Origin of the sequence: Vibrio atypicus (assembly GCF_009811315.1) — a bacterium.
Taxonomy (GTDB): Bacteria; Pseudomonadota; Gammaproteobacteria; order Enterobacterales; family Vibrionaceae; genus Vibrio; species Vibrio atypicus.
The window spans coordinates 345,408-366,228 of record NZ_BLID01000003.1; the positions used below are offsets into that span (position 1 = coordinate 345,408).

The 20,821-nt window shown below is 43.8% G+C and carries 14 protein-coding genes and 3 tRNA genes; 2 read left to right on the plus strand and 15 right to left on the minus strand.

The genetic code is table 11. From position 1 onward, the window contains the following. Positions 1 to 28 precede the first annotated feature (28 nt). The 6 genes from GVO60_RS08815 to GVO60_RS08840 all read right to left on the minus strand — a co-directional run bounded on the left by GVO60_RS08815 (position 29) and on the right by GVO60_RS08840 (position 9,870). A complete protein-coding gene (locus GVO60_RS08815) occupies positions 29 to 1,402 on the minus strand; it encodes a CmpA/NrtA family ABC transporter substrate-binding protein (RefSeq protein WP_159653004.1) in 1,374 nt (457 codons plus the stop codon). 276 nt (positions 1,403 to 1,678) lie between these two features. Further along, a complete protein-coding gene (locus tag GVO60_RS08820) occupies positions 1,679 to 2,260 on the minus strand; it encodes an ANTAR domain-containing response regulator (protein WP_159653006.1) in 582 nt (193 codons plus the stop codon). A gap of 83 nt (positions 2,261 to 2,343) precedes the next feature. Then, positions 2,344 to 3,291, minus strand: a complete 948-nt coding sequence (locus GVO60_RS08825) for a glycosyl transferase family protein (RefSeq protein ID WP_159653008.1) — start codon at positions 3,289 to 3,291, stop codon at positions 2,344 to 2,346. Further along, the gene (gene cobA, locus GVO60_RS08830; protein WP_159653010.1) at positions 3,288 to 4,169 is read right to left on the minus strand and encodes a uroporphyrinogen-III C-methyltransferase; all 882 of its coding nucleotides are present in this window, start codon (positions 4,167 to 4,169) and stop codon (positions 3,288 to 3,290) included. The genes GVO60_RS08825 and cobA overlap by 4 nt, the downstream gene beginning before the upstream one ends. A gap of 10 nt (positions 4,170 to 4,179) precedes the next feature. Next, positions 4,180 to 6,795, minus strand: a complete 2,616-nt coding sequence (locus tag GVO60_RS08835) for a nitrate reductase (protein ID WP_159653012.1) — start codon at positions 6,793 to 6,795, stop codon at positions 4,180 to 4,182. 249 nt (positions 6,796 to 7,044) lie between these two features. After that, positions 7,045 to 9,870 carry a hypothetical protein gene (locus GVO60_RS08840; RefSeq protein WP_159653014.1) on the minus strand — a complete coding sequence of 942 codons (2,826 nt, stop codon included), beginning with the start codon at positions 9,868 to 9,870 and terminating at the stop codon, positions 7,045 to 7,047. Between the two features lie 387 nt (positions 9,871 to 10,257). Here GVO60_RS08840 and GVO60_RS08845 point away from each other — a divergent pair, with 387 nt between their 5' ends. Then, positions 10,258 to 13,059: a TapB family protein gene (locus GVO60_RS08845; protein WP_263971947.1), complete on the plus strand. Its 2,802-nt coding sequence runs from the start codon at positions 10,258 to 10,260 to the stop codon at positions 13,057 to 13,059. A gap of 94 nt (positions 13,060 to 13,153) precedes the next feature. Here the strand turns inward: GVO60_RS08845 and GVO60_RS08850 are convergent. From GVO60_RS08850 to GVO60_RS08870, 5 genes are all read right to left on the minus strand, one after another. Continuing rightward, positions 13,154 to 13,227: transfer RNA gene (locus GVO60_RS08850), tRNA-Cys, on the minus strand. 31 nt (positions 13,228 to 13,258) lie between these two features. Then, positions 13,259 to 13,345, minus strand: a tRNA-Leu gene (locus GVO60_RS08855). Positions 13,346 to 13,409: 64 nt separating this feature from the next. Further along, positions 13,410 to 13,483 (minus strand) — tRNA-Cys (locus tag GVO60_RS08860). 149 nt (positions 13,484 to 13,632) lie between these two features. Next, positions 13,633 to 14,004 (minus strand): MmcQ/YjbR family DNA-binding protein, encoded by a 372-nt coding sequence (locus GVO60_RS08865; protein ID WP_159653016.1) that lies wholly within the window; start codon positions 14,002 to 14,004, stop codon positions 13,633 to 13,635. A 34-nt stretch (positions 14,005 to 14,038) separates the two neighbouring features. Beyond that, positions 14,039 to 14,383, minus strand: a complete 345-nt coding sequence (locus GVO60_RS08870; protein WP_159653018.1) for a HopJ type III effector protein — start codon at positions 14,381 to 14,383, stop codon at positions 14,039 to 14,041. Positions 14,384 to 14,523: 140 nt separating this feature from the next. Between GVO60_RS08870 and GVO60_RS08875 the strand changes: the two genes are divergently transcribed. Continuing rightward, positions 14,524 to 15,516, plus strand: coding sequence for a sensor domain-containing diguanylate cyclase (locus GVO60_RS08875; protein WP_159653029.1), 993 nt, complete (start codon positions 14,524 to 14,526; stop codon positions 15,514 to 15,516). Here GVO60_RS08875 and GVO60_RS08880 read toward each other — a convergent pair. The 4 genes from GVO60_RS08880 to GVO60_RS08895 form a co-directional block, all read right to left on the minus strand. After that, complete coding sequence (locus GVO60_RS08880) at positions 15,506 to 17,818, minus strand: methyl-accepting chemotaxis protein (protein WP_159653031.1); 2,313 nt, start codon at positions 17,816 to 17,818, stop codon at positions 15,506 to 15,508. The genes GVO60_RS08875 and GVO60_RS08880 overlap by 11 nt on opposite strands. A gap of 177 nt (positions 17,819 to 17,995) precedes the next feature. Then, complete coding sequence (locus GVO60_RS08885) at positions 17,996 to 18,754, minus strand: SDR family oxidoreductase (RefSeq protein WP_159653308.1); 759 nt, start codon at positions 18,752 to 18,754, stop codon at positions 17,996 to 17,998. A gap of 2 nt (positions 18,755 to 18,756) precedes the next feature. Then, positions 18,757 to 19,665: a 3-hydroxyisobutyrate dehydrogenase gene (gene mmsB, locus GVO60_RS08890; protein ID WP_159653033.1), complete on the minus strand. Its 909-nt coding sequence runs from the start codon at positions 19,663 to 19,665 to the stop codon at positions 18,757 to 18,759. A gap of 22 nt (positions 19,666 to 19,687) precedes the next feature. Then, positions 19,688 to 20,818 (minus strand): enoyl-CoA hydratase/isomerase family protein, encoded by a 1,131-nt coding sequence (locus tag GVO60_RS08895; RefSeq protein WP_159653035.1) that lies wholly within the window; start codon positions 20,816 to 20,818, stop codon positions 19,688 to 19,690. Between the last annotated feature and the right edge of the window lie 3 nt (positions 20,819 to 20,821).

A 20,821-nucleotide genomic window follows, 5' to 3' on the forward strand; every position in this document is an offset into this window, starting at 1 on the left:
ATGTAAAGGGCATTCCCCTGTGATAACGCTAAACTTTGTCTTTTCCTTTAAGTCCAATGGAAAATTTGTTTAGGTAGGCGTTTGGTGTTTTTCCGTCATAAACAATGTTGTCAATGAAGTGGGTTTGAGGAGCTCTGAAGCCGTCTTCTTCTTCGAAATCTGGAAATTGTTCGGATTTAAGCACGCCATCTTTAATTAATGCATTTGCCGCTTGTTGGTAGATGTCTGGGCGATAAACTTTTCTAGCGACATCCATATACCAGTCGTCTGATTTTTCTTGAGAGATTTGTCCCCAGCGGCGCATTTGCGTTAAGTACCAAATCGCATCGCTGTAATAAGGATAAGTGGCGTTGTGGCGGAAAAACACGTTGAAATCGGGTACCTCACGTACATCACCTTTCTCGTATTCAAACGTGCCTGTCATAGAGTTTGCAATGACGTCAAAATCTGCACCCACATATTCACTTTTGGCGAGTAATTTAACCGCTTCAACTCGGTTAGCATTGTCATTGGCATCAAGCCAGTGGGCAGCGCGAATGAGTGCTTTAACGACTCGAATGTGAGTATTGGGATATTTTTCGGCCCAAGATTTAGACACACCGAAGACCTTCTCCGGATTGTTTTTCCAAATCTCGTAATCCGTTACAACAGGTGTTCCTATACCTTTGAATACCGCTTGTTGATTCCAAGGTTCTCCAACACAGTAACCTTCTATTGTCCCTGCTTCCATGGTTGCTGGCATTTGAGGAGGAGGTGTTACGCTAAGCAACACATCGGCATTGAGTTGACCACTGTTGTCGCCAGTTTCCGGCGCGTAATAGCCAGGGTGAATTCCCCCAGCAGCCAACCAATAGCGCAGCTCATAGTTGTGGGTAGAAACAGGAAAGACCATACCCATGTTGAAAGGTTTTCCTTGGTCGAGATAGCTTTCAACCACTGGTTTTAACGCGTCCGCTTTAATTGGATGCACCAACTTACCGTCAGCTTGTTTAGGTATATTGGGTTTCATCTGTTGCCAAGTTTTATTCGATACCGTGATCGCATTGCCATTTAGATCCATGCTAAATGCAGTGATAACTTCTGCTTTAGTCCCAATCCCTATCGTCGCACCCAAAGGCTGACCTGACAGCATATGCGCCCCGTCCAGTTCGCCATCTATAACTCGATCTAACAATACCTTCCAGTTAGCTTGTGCTTCTAACGTGACGTACAACCCCTCATCTTCAAAAAAGCCTTTCTCATAGGCAACTGCCAAAGGTGCCATGTCTGTTAACTTAATAAAGCCGAACTTAATATCCTCTATTTCAGGTTCACCAACCTGAGCTGATGCATTACTTGCCAATATTGCGCTCGCAAAAGCGACGGTAGTGCATCTTTTCTTTAACAATGACGTCCATTTCATAAATTATCTCCAATAAAAAGGCGCTACGACTCTTATGAGCCGCAGCGCAATTGCATCCTATTTGATTACCGCCGTTGATAACCTAAGGCCACGATTGAACAAACTAAATTGTGTATTTCTACTATTTAAGTTCCAAGTTATATGCCAACTTATTTAATTCTTACAATTCAATAACTTATTATGAGTAGACAATCTTTGCTAATATGATTTGCATGCTATTAGTGCATACCGCACCAATGATGATTTTTTGTTATAACCCTAAAGTGGTAACCAAACTTACTCCAACGCTTCTAATGTTTGCAGCAAATTTCTCGCCACCTGGCCTAAAGAGAGGCTCGATTTCATTGCTGACTGACGCATCGCCCGATAAGCTGAGTCTTCATCCACGTTATTCATTTTCATTAACAGACCTTTGGCTTTTTCGACTAACTTTCGCTCCTCTAAACGGTTTGAAAGATCTTGAATTTTTAACTCATAATTATGGACAGATTGGTGTAAATGGAAGGCATGCTCCAACCAAGGAATTAAACAAAAATCGGAATCTGAAGGCATAAGAACATAATCCCACCTTTCAGGTAACCGGTTAATATCATTGGTGTTTAATTGTTTAATTACAACGAGCAGTGGATAACATCGTGCGCGGCAAGCTTCAATCATTAATCGTAACTCGGCATTGGGTTGCAACCAACCGATAATGACATACGCATCGGGCTCACGCTCTAGCACTTTTTCAAAATCGTTTAGTTTACACTCGAAAATATTATCGAATTTTTTCGCTATTAATGCCTTTAAACGTACCTGTTCTTCGTTTCGATCGCAGCAAATAATAATAGGTGTTTTGGAGAGTTTTTTTTGCATGAACATTCCTTGTTTTCTCTCATATCTACAAGAGACATAACAAGGAATGTGCCAATTAGGATAGTTTCTATGTGGTCTCGTGCTTAAGCACAGTAGTTAGACCAAAGCTGATACGCATTTTCAAACGCTTTATCAGGGTCATTGAGTTCAGCAAACAGTGTCGCTGCTATGGTTGCGACTACCGTATTCGCCATCATATTGAGATTGCTGTCATCTGTACCAAACACGCACGAGGCAGGAGTTGGAATATCTGTTAGCATTCGCTCTGTCCAATAATGGGATTCGACGCCTGTTGGTGTGCTCAACCAGATTGTTTGGCTTACTTTCGGGTTATATTCCGATTCACCTGACTGGCCTTTGAACGACACTACAGCATGGCTAGTTAAGCCAATTTCACTTTCCACTTCTGCATGTAATTGCTGAAATCCAGGGTGGAAGCTACCTCTAATCCCTATCTTAGCGCCACCAGGGTTTAGCGCTCTAACAACAGTATTGATTGGTGTTCTTAGCCCATAGCGATTCTTCCAACCGATCATAGTTTCCGCTTGAGGGGCGAACTGGCTAAGTGGTAGATAAGCGATCCCTTTTGTTTCCAACAACAATTTGGCGTGATCCGGAGAATCCGCCAAATCAATGCCCAAAGACGTCAGATAGTCTTCAGCATGAAACCGGCCAGCTGGTCTATCATGGTATCCATGTAGCAATACTTTATAACCGGCATCAGCAAGGATTTTTGCTGCTAATAAGTGCCAAGGCTCTCCAGCGTTTTTTCGCTTCCCTGCATAACAAGGCCAATCGATATCTGCACCCAAATTAGGAACACGAGATTGAAACGCTTTAACGAAGCCAGCAATTTCTTGTTTCGTTTCATTTTGAACCCGGATTAGCATCAACAGCATTGCCATCTGATCATCGTCTGCGTGTCCATCAAGGTACTCATCCATGACTCGATAAGCTTGGTCGAACGTTAGCGGTTTACGCCCACGTTCACCGCGACCTACCGTGCGAATACATTCCAATATTGTGCTCATATAACCTCTTGAGAAACCGCTGATTCTACGGTCAATTTTAATTCTTCTCGCAGTTTGACTACATCCCCTAAGATAATCAATGCTGGACTTATACCTTTTAATTCATGTGCTTTTGAAGTGAGCATATTTAAGTTCAAAACGTGTACTTGCTGCTGAGCACTACAACCATGAGTAACAATTGCAACAGGGAAATCATCACTAAGACCATGCTCTAACAACCCTTGCTGAATTTCCTGTGCTTTCTCTAACCCCATATAAAACACTAAGGTTTGACCTGCACCTACCAATTGTGACCATGCTGGTAACGCTCCCGTGACAACTTGGCCAGTAACAAAGGTCACACTTCGAGCAACTTGTCGATGAGTTAAAGGAATACAAGAGGACGCTGCGCATCCAATTGCTGCTGTAATTCCAGGTATCACTTCAAATTCGATACCCTGCCTTGCGAGCGCTAGCCCTTCTTCACCACCGCGACCAAAAACAAAAGGGTCACCACCTTTCAGTCGTACTACCTGTTTGCCAAGTTTCGCACACTCGACCAAAATTAAATTGATTTCATGTTGGGTTAAGCTTGGCTGTCCACAACGTTTACCTACATAGATCTTTTGGCAATTCGTCGGGGCTAGTTCGATGATCGCTTCATTCACCAAACGATCGAATACAACCACTTCAGCTAACTGAATCAGCCTTTGCGCTTTTACTGTCAATAGTTCCGGGTCATTTGGGCCTGCGCCAACTAAAAATACTTTCCCGCTGCTTTTCTCTGTTTTTTCTTTATCAGTATCTGGAAGCACGACTTCTGGCAGCATGTGACTACTAAACCCTGCACTTCTTAACGACTTGTCAGCCCCTTCGAGATATAGTTTTTCTCTACTCATATTCTCCCCCTTATTTACTCAACTCCGCGATATGTCCGTGCTCTAATATCAGTTGTTCAATTTCGGGGATACACGATCCGCAGTTGGTGCCGCACTTAAGTTTTTGCTGTAGCTGACGGAGATTTTGGCAGTCTCCACTCTCAAGCTCAGTAACAATCTGATTACGCTTAACTCTCAAGCAGCTACAGACCATCTCTACCGGTTGCTCCTGAGCCGTAATTGATAACAAAGTATTGAACGTGAGTGGCTGACCAACCATTTTCGCCAACTCGCCAGAATCTGAAGTAATAGGCTGCGTCGAAGTAATGAAGATAGAGCGAATACGTCTCAAACCTTCTTGCTCATCATAGTTCACTGCTAGCCATCCATTGACCAATTCTAAGGTGAGTTTCCTTAGCTGATTTGACGTGTTCGTTGAATTGGTGAACGGTTTGGTTTGAGATGAGAAGCTTGCTACACGCCAAACCCCGATAGAATCATCAACTTGGTAAGAGCAATAAGGCCAAACTTCCTTATCGAATTTTTCTCCTAAGTACAGTCCATACGTTTTCGCTCCCGCGACCATCACGTCTACTTCCTGCGACTTAAAAGCGGGTTGCCCTGAGTATGGATCTGCAGCGCGGCTTATAATTGCGCTAACCTTATTACCTTGTCCATAATGACCCGCCCAATGCATCGACATAAAGAGCTGCTTACCGAGCAAACCCTCATCAAAACTCATCTTTGCCATAATTGCGCAGTGATCGTTTTTACTGTTAATTGAGACCAACTCACCAGCTTTAACGCCAAGATAAGCTGCAGATTCACTCGACATATACAGCGTTGGTTCAGGCTCCATGACAGCTAGATGAGGAATATGTCCAGTGCGTGTCATCGTGTGCCATTGATCGCGTTGTCTACCAGTGTTTAACCACCATCCTGCAGTAGCTGAATAACTCCCATTTTGAGGGACGATAAATCTTGCTTTGCCATCAGGAAAGCTAAAACGCCCATCAGAAAACGGCCTCTCGCTTCCCCATCTTGTAGGCTGCCAACTTTGGTATTCCTCATCGCTTACCTCGGCATACTGAGACAAATCGAGCAATAAATGGCTTTCCTTGTTCAGCCCAGTCATTGCTGCATACTCTCGAAACACATCGGCTTCACTAGCAAATTGAAAGCCATCTGCTTGATCAACCAGCTTACATAATTTGCTTCCAACTTCACTGATTGCGCGCCAGTCAGGTTTTATCTCACCTCTTGGTTCAATAAATCGTCTTTGCCTGCTCAACATGCGTTCAGAGTTGGTTACCATGCCCTGCTTTTCACCCCACCCAGCAGCAGGTAACAAGAGATTGGCGTGCTGGGCAATATCAGCGTCTGGTGTGACATCAGATACGATAACAAGCGGACATTTCTCCAATGCTCGTTTAATGTACTGATTGTCTGGCATTGAAACGACAGGGTTAGTCGCCATAATCCAGATCACCTTTATGTCGCCACGCTCTACCGCTTCAAACATCTCTATGGCTTTAAGCCCCGGCCCAGTCGCTAACCTTGACGTTTGCCAAAAATCACTAACTAAACTTAATGATTCCGCATCAAAGCCACGATGAATGGCAAGTTGATTGGCTAAACCTCCCACTTCCCTACCTCCCATCGCGTTGGGTTGCCCAGTAATCGAGAATGGGCCAGCCCCTTTGTAGCCTATTTTTTCCGTCGCTAAATGGGCATTGATAATGGCATTACCCTTGTCAGAACCCACTTCCGATTGATTCACCCCTTGGCAAAATAAAGTAATGACCTTCTTGTGAGATGAAAACCAATCAAAGAAGATCTGTAGTTGTTCAACTGGGATTTTTAATACCTGACTCAATGGAATCGCTGAATGCTTCTGCGCTGCTAGATGTTTAAGCAGAGCTTCCGCCCCAACGGTATGCTCCGCCATATACCGTTCATTGACGTTTCCTGTGTCGATACAGTGTCTTAGTAAACCTTCAAATAATGGGATGTCCCCGTCATTGGGAATCGCTAGATGCAAATCTGCCTGCTGAGCTGTCACTGTTTCACGAGGATCAATAACAACAATTTTGAGTTTTGGATTCCTCTCGCGCGCGTTCTGAATTCGGCGAAATAATACAGGATGAGTCCACGCGGTATTGGCACCGCAAATTATGATGAGCTCAGCTTCGTCAATATCCTCATAGTTAACTGGAACAACGTCTTCACCAAAGGCTCGGTTATGTGCAACAACTGCAGAAGACATACATAGCCGTGAATTTGTGTCTATGTTGGCGCTGCCGACAAAACCCTTCATAAACTTGTTCGCCACGTAGTAGTCTTCGGTGAGAATCTGCCCTGAGACATACATGGCAGTTGAATCTGGTCCGTCAGTCTCAATAGCTTGATGATAAGCTTGCGCGATTATTTCTGTTGCTTCATCCCAACTGATTTCTTCACCATTGAACTTTGGGTAAAGTAACCTTGAAGGCATTTCTAAGCTTTGTGCTAACGCAGAACCTTTGACACACAAGGCCCCAATGTTCGCTGGATGCTGGCTATCACCTAAAATACCGAGTTGACTGACCTCGACACCGCAACCGACACCACAATAAGGGCACGTTGTTTTGATACATTTCTTTGTCATCTTATCGTCCTACTCTATTGCCAAATAAAAAAGCCTCTTCCCACGATAGGAAGAGGCTTCATCGCCATTGACGCTGTTATAGTTTTATCTTGGTTCTCAGTGTTAACGACACCCAGACCGTACTATCCAATAGAGCAAAACCAATGCCAGCTGTTAATATCCCATTATATCAACTAGTTAAACTGCGCTGAATTTTCGCGCTGCACCAAAAACGTGCAATAAGTTTATGTCTACGTGCAAGAGCGAGTATTAAAAGTCTCCAGATACAGAGAAAAAGAACTGATCTTTACCCAACTTGTCATCCAAACCATTCGCGTAGCCAATCGTCACCGGAACCGTAAGGTTGTACCCCATCTTCATCTCAAATGTCGTCGATAAGCCAACACCTGTGAGTGCCTGATAGTTACTCTTGTCACTCCAAGCACTTCCTGAATCGGCAAATACAGTCGCTGAAACATCTCCTATCCCAACTGGCCAGAGCCACAAGTTTCGTTCTACACGCGCTAGCCATGAAGTAAACTCCAAACGTTGAGTGAAGTAGTGATTGCCGAACTGAACAGTTTCGTCATACCCTCTCAACGCTTGAGTTTCTCGTCCAAATAACGCATTTTCATCACTCTTACTACTGCCACCTAAACGGAAACGCTTAGCGCCAGGGTCGCTATAACCACCAGCTAATCTCAGGCTTAAAGTAGAACGACCAGGAAGATCAAACGTGCCACGCCATTGAGCTTGGTATTTGTTTCCTTCATAGTCACTACTCAATAGATCATTCGTCTCCACAGTGAAATCGATATAATGACCCCAGCCAACGCCCATTACATTTAGATAGCTTTCACGGTTATCGTAACTTGCAGCTAAACCGACCAAGGTTTCTTCACGCTCTATGTAAGGGCTCACCGCGGCGTCTGGCGCTTGAACTTCACTTTCTTTTTCCCAGAACAAGCCTGCAGATAACGAAAATTGGTCTTCAAACGCATTAAAGATGTGACTCCGCTGTAATAAAGCGTTGTCACTTTGTTCTATGCGCTTTGACTCTCTTCCATTTTGTTCAAATGTTGAAAAGTCATGACTTCGACTTATAGCTGCTAGCCATCGATTATCATACGAATAGCTGAAGTTATACTGGCCTATATCATTCTCTGTGTCCCAAGCTAAATGGAGCATGTAATTGTGGCGACCTAAAGCATCCGATCCGTTAGTGACAAAGCCTGCTAATGATTGATTTTCATCTAAGCTAAACAAGGGAACCCAGGTTCGAGGTCGTAAACTCGCCCACGGAGAGTATTCCGTTGCTTCACTCTTAGGGACAGAAGAAGACGCCGGATTTGGATAGTCATACTCAGCGATCAATTGTGACAGTTCAATTCGACTCAGTGGCACTGGCTCCTTGAGAGTGCGTAAGGTGTATCCTTGACTATCATAGCTCTGATAAACCAGACCATGCTCTTTAGACCATTCTGGTGCGAAGGCGCCGCCAACTTCACGCGTAAGTTGCTCGGTACTTCCCGATGAGAGCGTATGTTTATAGATGTTAAACACGCCGTCGTAATCTGCACTGAATAGAATGGTATTTTCGTCTACGTAGGTTGGAGCATTTTCTAGCGACCGAGTTTGCGTAAGCTTCTGCCATTGCCTAGTTAATAGTTCGAGACGCTCTAGATTCCAACCTTGTTGCGCTCGTTTAACACTTACGACCAAGCTCTTTCCATTAGGCGAGACGTCGTAGCCCCCAATGACGACATTCTCTTTACCACGCCAAATTAGCTGCATTGCTTTGGGCGACTCAATATCGACAAGCCAAAGTTCGCTAAAGCCATCCAACTTTCGACTCGCAACCAATTGTTTTCCGTTTGGTAACCAACGTGCATCTCTAAAACGTTCGCGCTCTGTCAGTCGTTTCCAACTACCGTCGTTAAGCAGAAATAGATCGGTGATTCCTCGCCCATCAGCGTAGTGAACAAGACGCGATGCGACTATCCCTGATTGAGAGTGTGCGTCCATAGACACAATGCCTTTACTCGCCTTAATCTTTTTGCTCTTTGAGTCAGTGCGATAAGCGACAATTTCATTCCTGTCTTCGCCGTTTCGCTGATTCACCAAAATTCCGCCGCTTGGATCCGATGTCGAAACTTGAAGAAATGGAACCGTTTCATTCAAAGCAATACCAGATATACGCGTCGCTTCCAGTGATGCGATCTGTTTAGAAAATCGTTCAGTCAGGTACTCTTGAAATTTAGGCCAAAGGTCTTCAAGCGACTCGCCGAAAGTATTTGTAGCGGTGCGGTTAAGCAGGAAAAATGGGACTAAACGGTGACTATAATCTGCGAGGAATTTTTGTACTTTTTCTTCCCCATATTGAGCCACAAGATAGTCAACAAAATACGCACCATATAAATATTGATAACCTAAAGGAAAATGCTTACTTGCTACTACCGCTTGGTTAAGGTCTTTTATTTCACCAGACGCGACTTCCATGCGCATCTCCATCGGATAGCTGGAACCTTGTAAACGCCCGTAGCCTAGCTCTTTATTCGTTTCTAAATAAACCGCTAATCCTTCAACCATCATGGAAGGCGTTAATGCGTGTGGATACAGTAAAACGTTGCGTCCAAAAATATTTCGCAAGAACTCAGGAGCACCACTTCCCATCTCTAAGTGCAAAATATGTACGTATTCATGGCGAATCAGTAGGTGCAACCATTCGTCGTTAGTTTCTAAGCTGTTAACTTCATCGGGCGGGCTCATATAGAGTCGAATTTGCGGATAAGGGATAACAGTTGCCCACCCGTTTGAATAGTCGAATTCATCAACTAAAACGATTTCAGTTTTTTCTTTAGGTTGGTAGCCAAAAAACGGTGTCAGTTCTTTATGAACTTGTTCGGCAAGGTCCAAAGAGCGATTGGCTTGCTCTTGATGTTCTGAACGGAAATGAATTAAAAAATGTTCAGTCTCTTGGGTTAGCCATTCTTGATCTTGTTGATCCCAAGCTACAGAATTAGCTTGAACGTCGTGAGTAAGAAAGGGAAACGCCATTGACGCGGCAATCGATACAGCCAGTAAGTGTTTTTTCATTATGTCTAGATTCCATTCATTGGAACAATTATTTTACTTTTCAGCTAAATGTACACTGTTTAACCAGAAAACATCACGTAATTAACAGCTTAGATAAGTGTAAAAAGGTTCATTATGATGAAGGCGCCTTTTGGTTGCAAACTCTCGGCATCTGGCACAACAACACCTCCATAGAAATACAAATTATCTTCGAATATAAACAATGAGTTAAGCTAGACATAAAACTCTAAATGCAACCCAGCCACCACCATATGCGAGACATATCGCATAGTAATAAAACATTCACCTACAATATGCCAAGTAAGTCGAGATTAATTTGTTAAAACACCCAATAAATCCAGCCAAATTATAGACTTGTGCCGAATTAACAAATATGGAGTGTTTAGCTTGGACTGGCTTAATGGTTCGACGTCTAGTCGACGAGGTTCAACCTCAAATAATTTACTGCGCAATGGCTTGATGCTTGTGTGCGCGTTAACTCTATCCGCTTGTGGTGGCGGCGGAGGCAGCAGTGACAATACCAAACCTCAACCTATCGCCCCTAATTCGCCAAACAGCTTGCTACCAACTTCCAGTGAAATGAGGTGGTATTACAGTGATAGTTCCGAAGGCACATACGCAACTACCACTCAAATAGGCGGTCAAACTGCGCAAGTCTTAAACTACCCTACAGGTGGCAAAGAGTACTTTATCGCTACTGAAGATAGCATTTCGTTTGCGGGCTTTTACTCACCTTCTACTTCGGTTTCAGGCGTTGGTAATTTTAGAATCGACTTTCGCTTTAACGACTCAATGCAATTGGTTGGCAATAGTAGTCGAACTCTCCAAAGTCTATCAACATCTGGGACTGCCAACATTCAACCGACTTATGGCAGTAACCCGATTAGTGTGTATGGAACTAGTATTGTTAATGGAACAGAGAACATCACGGTTCCCTACGGTACGTTCAACGCAACCCATGTCACCCTTGATCTAACGATAAGTTCAACAATTGACGGCTACTATTTTGAGATACCATGGAATGTTGAACTTTGGTTTGCGGAAAACGTTGGCGTCGTTCGCCGTGTCCAAAATGGAGAAGTGATTGAGTTAACTAACCTCACATCTCCAGTTATCGAACCCGATAATGGTGACGGCACAAACAATGGTAATGATAACGACGGCAATGAAGAAGGAAGTGGCGACAACGGAACAACACCAACCGAACCTACTGAGCCTACTGAGCCTACTGAGCCTATATTAGACACAGATGGTGATGGCATTGGCAACAATCAAGATACTGATGACGACAATGACGGTGTACTCGATATCAATGATCATTACCCGTTAGACCCAACTCGTCATGACAAACTCAAAGCCAACTTATCAAGTGTGAGCTTAAATCATACGATTGGTTCATCAGTAAATGATATTAAGCAACTCGTTATAACTGGCACAAATATCGACTGGTTACTATTAAATGAAGGCAGCTGGCTTGCGGTTAATCAACGCTCTGGAAACGGTGATACCACTGTCGAACTGTCAATCAATGACTTTAATCTCCCACAAGGCGTTCATTCGATACCTCTAAAGCTCGTTGATCGTTCTGATGGTAGCGAAACCATTATTAATATTACTTCGGATTTCTCCTTGCCTGAATTTACTCTGTCTAAGGAGAGCCTAACGTTTGATATCTCAGATGGTGTAGAGCGCTCATCAAACAATATCGACATTAGCTTAAATACAGGCATTCGCTCGTACCCAGTCACGGTTTCAGCACCTGCGATTTTTGATACCTCTACTGTTTACGCCACGTCAGCAATGAAAACGTTAGATATCGATTTAACGTCAGTTGATAATATTTCTGAAGGACAGAATACATTTACGGTTAACCTATCTACGCAGGTTGGTGTTCATACTGTTGAGAGTAGCTTCGATGTCAACGTACTCGCTTCACGTCACGCACTATTAATTCCCGATAGAGGCGTTTCATTCACTAAATTCCCAACTCAAAGTCGACTGTCTGCTGAACTCGATATTCTCGATAGTTACAATCTTAAAGAGACACAGTGGACTGCAACCACCTCTGCAAGTTGGTTAACCATTACATCTTCAGGATCCACCTCTGATAAGCTGAGAATTGAAGCAAATGTCGACGGGTTAGATTTACGTACGTTGCATCAAGCCGAGGTATTCGTTGCTGCAGACGACAATACGATTGCTAATAGCGAAAGCATTAAAGTCACGTTATGGGTCGATGAAAACGATCCTATGAGCAAAAGTACGATCACCGGTGAGTATCACAATATCGTTGCAGATCCGGTGAAGCCTTATGTCTACATCAGTGATGGGTTGAACGACTCAGCAGAGATTAGCATCTATCACACTCATTCTCTTGACTATGTTGCAGGGCTTGAAATTGGTGGTACTCATAGGTTCGGAGACATCAAAGTCAGCGAAGATGGTCGCTGGTTATATAGTGGTATTGACGGCAATAGCATCGCTATTTTCAATCTAGAAACACACTCTCTTCATAGTGTCTGGGTTGGTCACGATGGCCTTGCGGACATGTTTGAACTCGCAGAACCTTCTGGTAAAGTAACCATCCTTGCCCCTGGAGGGAATGTTTATGATGCTCAAACAGGCAAGCGCTACACAATGCGAGGAGACGGTCATTGGAACTCTTATGAGGCTTGGTATCAAAGTGACGATCACATCGCTGTTAGCTTATTTGCCAACCGTTTTTGTGCGTCAGAGTCTGGCCTTTCTCCTTACACACTCCATTGTTATGAATTTAACTACAACAGCTATTTGGATGACGTAAAAGTTGAGCTAGTAGGAACGGCTCCTCATGGTACTGGTTCGTTTATTTCAAGTTTAGCGGTTAATAATGACGGCAGTATTGTCTACCCTGTGGGTGGCTCGTTAGTTGGACTTGAAGTTAACAGCATGTCGGTAGTGAGTAGGTTCGTTTCTGACGGGTATACAGCAGGTGTTGCCTTAAGTGAAAACAACCGCATCCATTTATCTACAGCTAACTATTATGGTCCGAAAGATCTCTATATTTATAACGTAGATGGTTCGGAACACTTTAGTGGTGATGCTTCAGGTGACTACAACACTATCTATAGTGAGATCGATGTATCCGGAGACGGTTATCAAACCTTTGTCACAGATGGGAAAGAGCTTATCATAATGAACACTAACTAACGACAGAAAGCCCAGTTTTTAGCTGGGCTTTCTATTTTCAGTATTCCGAGTAAAACGAAAAAGCCCCGACATTTCTGTCGGGGCTTTTCGATAATGGAGGCGCCTCCCGGAGTCGAACCGAGGTCCACGGATTTGCAATCCGCTGCATAGCCACTCTGCCAAGGCGCCTAAATTAATATGCTATATCTGAGCGAATAGATGGTGCCCCGGGCCGGACTTGAACCGGCACAACGCGAACGTCGAGGGATTTTAAATCCCTTGTGTCTACCAATTCCACCACCAGGGCACACAAATTACTTTGTGATGCCGTTTAATGAGATAAACACCATCTAAAATTTGGATAAAGAAAATGGAGGCGCCTCCCGGAATCGAACCGAGGTCCACGGATTTGCAATCCGCTGCATAGCCACTCTGCCAAGGCGCCCTTTTCTTTCAACGCTTTAGGCTCTTGCCCTTGCGTTCGCTGCATACTTTACGGATTGAGCGTAGAGAGTCAAACAAAAATCTCAGTTTTTTGTTTGTTTGCCGACAATTACATCAAATAGCTGTTTGTTTGATCTAATGCGATAATTTTTAAGCACTCTTACCTGAGCCACCCGCCAACAACTCACGCTGAGCTTTCGGTAATTTACTTACCACGAGCTCATATGAACGCTCACAGAGATCATGAATTAATCCCTCTTCCACATCACCAGGATAATACACCGTGACCCAATGTCGCTTATTAGTGTGGTATCCCGGCGTAATATCGGCAAATTGAGACGTCAGAACCTCTCCATCTTCAGGTTTTACTTTAACCGTTACGTACTCTCGCCCTTCTCTTTGAGCCAAAATGGCGAACATCTTACCTTTTACTTTAAACACCAGTGCGTCTGGTCCAAACGGATAGCCTGATTCCGCACACATAAATTTATCCAAGTACTTTTCAAGTTCGACGTTCGTCATTCCCATTTCTCCTAAAGAAACTGCGTTAGCTTGCCTATTTAATAGTTAAAGCGGGTGAATCAAACTTTACTCCACCCCAACCAGACTCCATGAAATTACGAATATTGGCGTGATCGTTACCTTCAGGATTACCAAGAACATCCTCACGGTAAAAGCGACCAAAACATGCAAGCGTCGCATCAACATCAAGCTCATTGAGTAAACCGAATGCGAAAATCTTACAAGAACCGCTGTTTTGACCCGCTTCATTGTGCGTTTTCCCGTTAGTAAACGATGTTGGGGAAAACTCATAGTTTGCGTCAATCACTGCCATCGTTTGTTCAAAATCGACTGATTTAGGCTGAGTATTTAATTTTTCGATAAATGATTTCAATTCCATTTGCTTATTCACTACTAACTACTTGAAAAAAACAGTCTATGATATTGAATCGGAGATAAAAAGTGTTAATTAGAAGGAATTTGGACGATAAACCATCCTATTATTAACTATGAATAACCACATACTTTTAGGTGATATCTATGCTTGATAGTCAACTGTGTCTAAAAAAGTACCGCACGGAGCTTGTCGATCTATCTAAATGGCAAGAAATTGTGGATTTGCTTTCCGAACTTTATCAGTCATCAACCGGAGCGATTGTCCAGTTTCGACAACAAGAATTTAATGTCGTTGTTTCTAGCTCTAATCAAGAAAACTTCCTGCCACCGGACACAAAATGGCCTTGGGAGATGAAGAGTTTTTGTCGGCACATAATGGAAACTAATCAGGAGCTCTATGTCCCATACCCGATTAGTGACGACTTTTGGCGAAACGCGCCAGCAGTATGTGAAGGGCCAGTCCGTTCATATTGTGGTATTCCGATTCATTGGCCTAACGGCGATATGTTTGGCACCATCTGTGTCATCGACACCAAACCAACTGAGTATCCTAAAACACTCACAACACTATTGAACCAAATGGCTCGCTTGGTTGAATCGGATATAGAGAAAAGCTGTCAGTTACAAGAAATGAAAGAATTGGCGACAAAAGATGAGCTAACAGGTTTATTGAACCGTAGAGGCTTTGGTCTCGCGGCAGCGCAAAAGCTTAAAGATGCTAATTTCAACAATCAAACTATCGCCATTCTATATATCGACATTGACAACCTTAAACTCGTCAACGACCAGCATGGCCATGATGCGGGAGATTATTGTATTTCAGCACTAGCACAGGCGATTAAACTTTCTGCTCATGAGAATGACGTGATTGCAAGACTGGGTGGCGATGAGTTTGTTATTGCCAGTGTTTTACGCAACGAATCTGATGTCGAACAGATAGTCAGTCAGATCTCAAATTCCTATCAGTCCATTGCAGACAGCAATATAGAACTCAGCAACACAAGTTTAAGCATTGGTTATTGCTTGAAAACGACTCATCATAGTCACAGCTTAGATGAGCTTATTGCTTTGTCTGACAAAGATATGTACCAAGCCAAACAAAGCAAAAAAGGTTGTGTTAGTCGCGCTAATACTTAAATTGCGCGACTTCTTGGTTGAGGTCTTGAGCCTGAACAGCGAGCCCCTGAAGTACATCATCCACATCATTGACTTGGCCCGATACCGAAGACGATGCATCAGATATGGATGTAATACTGCCGCTAATCTCATCCGTCACTGCGCGCTGCTCCTCGGTTGCCGCTGCAATCTGAACGTTCATTTCGTTTAACTCTGTTAGCATTGCAACAATTTGTTCCAACATTCCGGTATTCTCATTACAGGTATCCACCCCTTTCGAAACCGTAGAGTTCGCGTGCTCAATGCTTTTTGAAACTTCGTTGGTCTCTTTTTGCAGTGATTCAATCTTGTTTCGGATCTCTTCTGTGGATGATTGAGTTCGGCCTGCTAATGATCTCACTTCATCTGCCACTACAGCAAACCCTCGCCCTTGCTCTCCTGCTCGAGCCGCTTCAATCGCTGCGTTTAGCGCCAATAGATTTGTCTGTTCAGCAATGCCTTGGATTACATCGAGAACCTCAGCAATCGAATTGGTTTCATTGTTTAATCGACCTATGGCTTCAACGGCAGTTTGCATCTCTTCATTTAGCTTGGATATCTCAAGCCCCAAGTTACGTCCGATATCAACACCTTCGCTACCTGTATCATTTGCGTTTTTTACAAATTCAGCAGCGCGAGTCGCAAACTGCGCAACTTCTGCGATTGATGCGCTCATTTGGTTCACCGCGGTAGCAACAGAATCTGTGCGTTGGTTTTGATCATCGACAGAAGCACGCGTACTGTTCATGTTACCTGTCATTGTGTTGGTATTTGCATTAAGGTTTTCCGTAGCAAGAGCAAACTTACCAATAATTCCTTGTAAGTGTGCAAACAGCCCGTTTAATGAGATTGCCAAATCGGTCATTTCATCTTTACCACTTTCAACTAAGCGTTCCGTCAGATCATTATCTCTGCTGATTTGTTGGATTTTCTCGCTTGCCATTCGAATTGGCCACGCGATGCTTTTACCCAAGAAATATGAAATAACCATCGCGATGAAAACGATGACAACAATACTCGTCAATACGGTCATGATCATGGTGTTAACTAAAGTCCCAACGTCTTTTAGGGCTTCATCTTTGTCTATCTCTGTGACAATCCCCCACGCTAGACCCGCCGCATTAACCGGAGAATACGCTGATAAAACTTCAACACCGCGATAATCAAATACAATTTCGGAGCCGCTTCGCCCTTTTAGAGCTTGCTGCGACGTAGTGGTAGAGACCGATTGGCGGCCAATTGCAGACGACTTACCTTTAATCTGCTCCAAAATCGCAGAGCTCATTCCAGAGTCTTGCATCGCTTTATAGTAGTTCCCTGGATCTTCAATCAAAAATCGCGATTCACTTCGCAATAGACTATCTGGGCCAATCAAGTAACTTTCACCACTTGCGCCTAAACCTGCGTTGCTCCAATTGCCATTAAACGTCATGATCATGTTGATCTTGTCGACTGGCATTTGAAAAATCAAAACACCAAGTGTTTCGTTGCCTTTTTTCACCGGCGTTGCGATGAAAGAAGCGGCCGCCTGATAAGATGGGTAGTAGGGCGCGAAGTCTTCAAGATGAAATTGGTTCGCTCCTAGATTAAGTGCATTCGCAAACGCTTTAGCGATTCCACTATTTGCGTAGGGCCCACTTTTTAGATTCGTCGCATAATCAAGTTCTTTGAATACGGAATAGATAACGTTACCTTCGGTATCAACCATAAAGATATCGTAGTAGCCAAACTCTTCCAAAAAGCCTTTAACGCTTGGGTGGAACTTAGCATGTACCTTGTCATAAGGGGTATTTAAGCTATCAGCCATCAATTGGTGTTTATCCCCTAATTGATTAGGGTTCACACCAATATAGCGTGCTTGCAAGGCTTTTGCTTTTGGAGAGAGCATATTGAGTTTTTGTAACTCGTTGGCAGATTGGCCGCCATTCGCTGAACGATAAGTAGAACCAAATTGAGATTGATAATACTGTTTCAGCACGCCGACATCACTTGAAGAGACTTGCTCTACTGGGTAGCTTTTAAACGTCTCGCTAAACGCAAGCATCGCGTCTTGAACCCCAACAGAATTTGACGTTGTTATTAGCTGGCCTCGAATTTGATCGAAGTAAAGCTCTATTTCGTTTTTCTTTATTTCTCGAACGGAGATCAATTGTTCTGATGCTCTCTGGTAAAGAGCACTCTCAGACAAAGTAGATGCACGCCACCCAACAATGACACCCGTAGCAATAACTGCCAAGGTACACAGCAACGTAGACGCCGCTACGATTTTTGTAGCAATTTTCATAACGATAACCTCTTACAGGTAATCCTTCCCTGTATTTAGAATTAGAGGAAAATCGCCAACCAACGTTATTTTATTATGCAAAGAGTGCTATAAGTGTAAGCACGCTTGTGCAACTTTTCGATTAATTCATTGAAAATAGTTATACGAAAAGTGAACCTTTAGATACAAACTTAGTAATTACATAGAGATACCACCATCAACCTCAAACACCCGAGCGTTGACGTATTCATTTTCAAAGATGAACTTTACGGTTTCTGCGATTTCTTGCGCTTGCCCCATCCTTCCTACTGGTACCATCTTTTCTAGTCGCTCTCTTGCGACAGGCTTCATCTGCCTTGTCATGTCGGTTTCTATAACGCCCGGAGCAATAGCTGCAGCGCGAATTCCATAGCGCGCTAACTCCTTTCCCCAAGTCATCGCTAATGTCGCAACAGCAGCTTTTGAAGCAGCGTAATTGGACTGACCTATGTTACCGGCTCGTGCAACACTTGATATGTTGATGATCACGCCTTTATGTCCACCATTAATCATTTGTAGTGCAGTTTCTCGACCACATAAAAATGTACCCGTTAAATTTACATTGATGACGGAATTAAACTGTTCTAAAGAGAGTTTTGATACCTCCCCCTCTTTCACTTTAACCAATAAGCCATCCCTCAATATGCCTGCATTATTGACTAGCCCATTCAATTGGCCAAAATCAGTGACAATGTCACTAAAGGTGCGTTCGACGTCATTCTCTTTCGTGATATCGACTCCATATGACAACGCTTTAACGCCTAACATATTGCACTGCTTTTTTGTGTCGACTAGCGCGTCTTCATCTACATCTATTAGCGCAAGCTCCGCACCAGCATGAGCTAAAGTAATAGCCATCATTTGGCCTAAACCTCTCCCTGCCCCTGTGATAGCAATTACACTCTGTTTCAGCTCCATCATTAGCCTCCACTATTTTTTTGGTAGAACTCGAATAAGCTCGAAAAATCCAGTTCTTCATTGCCAGCAGCATTGTGGAATGCATATAAGTTTCTAGCTAATGCGCCCATCGGGACAGAAGATTGACTTTTAGACGCAGAATCTAAACCTAAGCCCAAATCTTTGAGCATCAATTTACTCATGAAGCCTGGCTGATAATGATTGCTCGCTGGCGCGTTTTCCATCACACCAGGGCAAGGGTTATACAACTCTAGAGCCCAGTTTCTACCGGAACTTTGCAGCATGATGCTTGAGAGCACTTTAGGATCAAGCCCGTTATCAATCCCTAGATTGAGTGCTTCACACGTTCCCGACATCAAGATCCCAAGCATAAGGTTGTTACAGATTTTACCCATCTGTCCATCACCCGCTTTGCCCGCGTGGAAAATGTTTTTCCCCATATGCTTTAAAACTTGCTCTGCACGGTCAAAAGCTCTGTCATTACCACCCACGATAAACGTTAATGTTCCCGCTGCGGCTCCAGCTACACCACCTGACACCGGAGCATCCACAAATTCAAAACCTTTGTCGTCAGCATGTTTGGCAACAATTCTCGCGGATTCTGGATCAATGGTTGATGAATCAATAAGAAGTGTTCCAGGCTCGACTAGCTCTAATAAACCCGGACCTCCAGAGTGATCGCCCAAATAAACCGCCCGTACATGTTCACCAGCAGGTAACATAGTAACGACCGCATTCGCTTGTTTGACTGCATCATTGACCGATTTAGTCACGATCGCACCGTATGATTCCAACTCCAGCATGGCCTCTTCAACAAGATCAAACACCTGAACTTTGCACCCTGCTTTCAGCAAGTTTTTTGCCATAGGTGCACCCATATTTCCCAATCCAATAAACGCTATTGTTGTCATGTTGCTTTCCTTTTACTCTCAATCAGTAATGCCCGAGTTGTGCTAATGGGTGTTCGCTCTCACTCCAAAGTGAGGTGTACATATGTTCAATAAAGTCATCGTCAACCAACGCGATACTTGTGTACTTCCAATCGGGTTCACCGTCTTTGTCAATAAGACGAGCGCGAACACCTTCACGGAACTCACCTTCCAAACTGCAACGCACTGAAAGTGAAAGCTCGAGTCGAAAACAATCAGCCAGCGACAAATGACCGTGCTTGGTGATTTGCTGATAGCAAAGGTGAGCACTAATTGGACTACCTAGCTTTAAATTACTTTGCGCGGTTCTTAGCCACTGGCTATCGCCTTTGATGGCCATAATTCCGTCAACGACTTGGAGCAGGCTATCCGCCTGACATGCCTCTTCAATTTGGGGATAGAATGGTTTTAACTGCGATTCGGGCTGCCTTTCGTTAAGCTCTTCAGCAAAATTCTCCAACAGTTCCGTGACCACCTCGTAGGTATCATCCACACACGTCCAGTCAGCAATCTGCAACTGTTCGATTAATGTCGATTTGTGCTCGGGTAACACCAAATGATCAGCCAAGTGGATACCTAATGCATCAGTGGCATTAACCATAACGCCAGTCAGTCCTAGAAACAGCCCAATGCCGTCTTCTAACCGATTAAGAAACCATGTCCCACCAACATCAGGGTACAATCCAATCGTGATTTCGGGCATCGCAAGACGAGAAGTCGGTGTCACCACTTTATGACTAGACCCCATGTAAAGCCCCATTCCACCGCCCATAACAATGCCCTCACCCCATGCGATTATTGGCTTGCAATAGGTATGAATAAGGTAATCACATTGGTATTCGACGGTAAAATAGGTGCTGCAAAATGTTTGAATTTGCTGAGGCGATTGATCGCGCATAACATCATGCATTGTGCGTACATCTCCACCTGCACAAAATGCCTTTTGTCCTTCACCTTCCAACAGCACACAAATCAGATCATCATCTTCTTGCCAGACTTCAAGCTGTTGTTTTAGTTCTATTAACATGTCAAATGTAAGTGCGTTTAGCGAAGCCGCATTATCGAGTCTTGCGACGCCGATTTTATGCTGGCTATCACTACAAGGCAGCTCTGTGAAATGAACTATGCCGTCCATAGT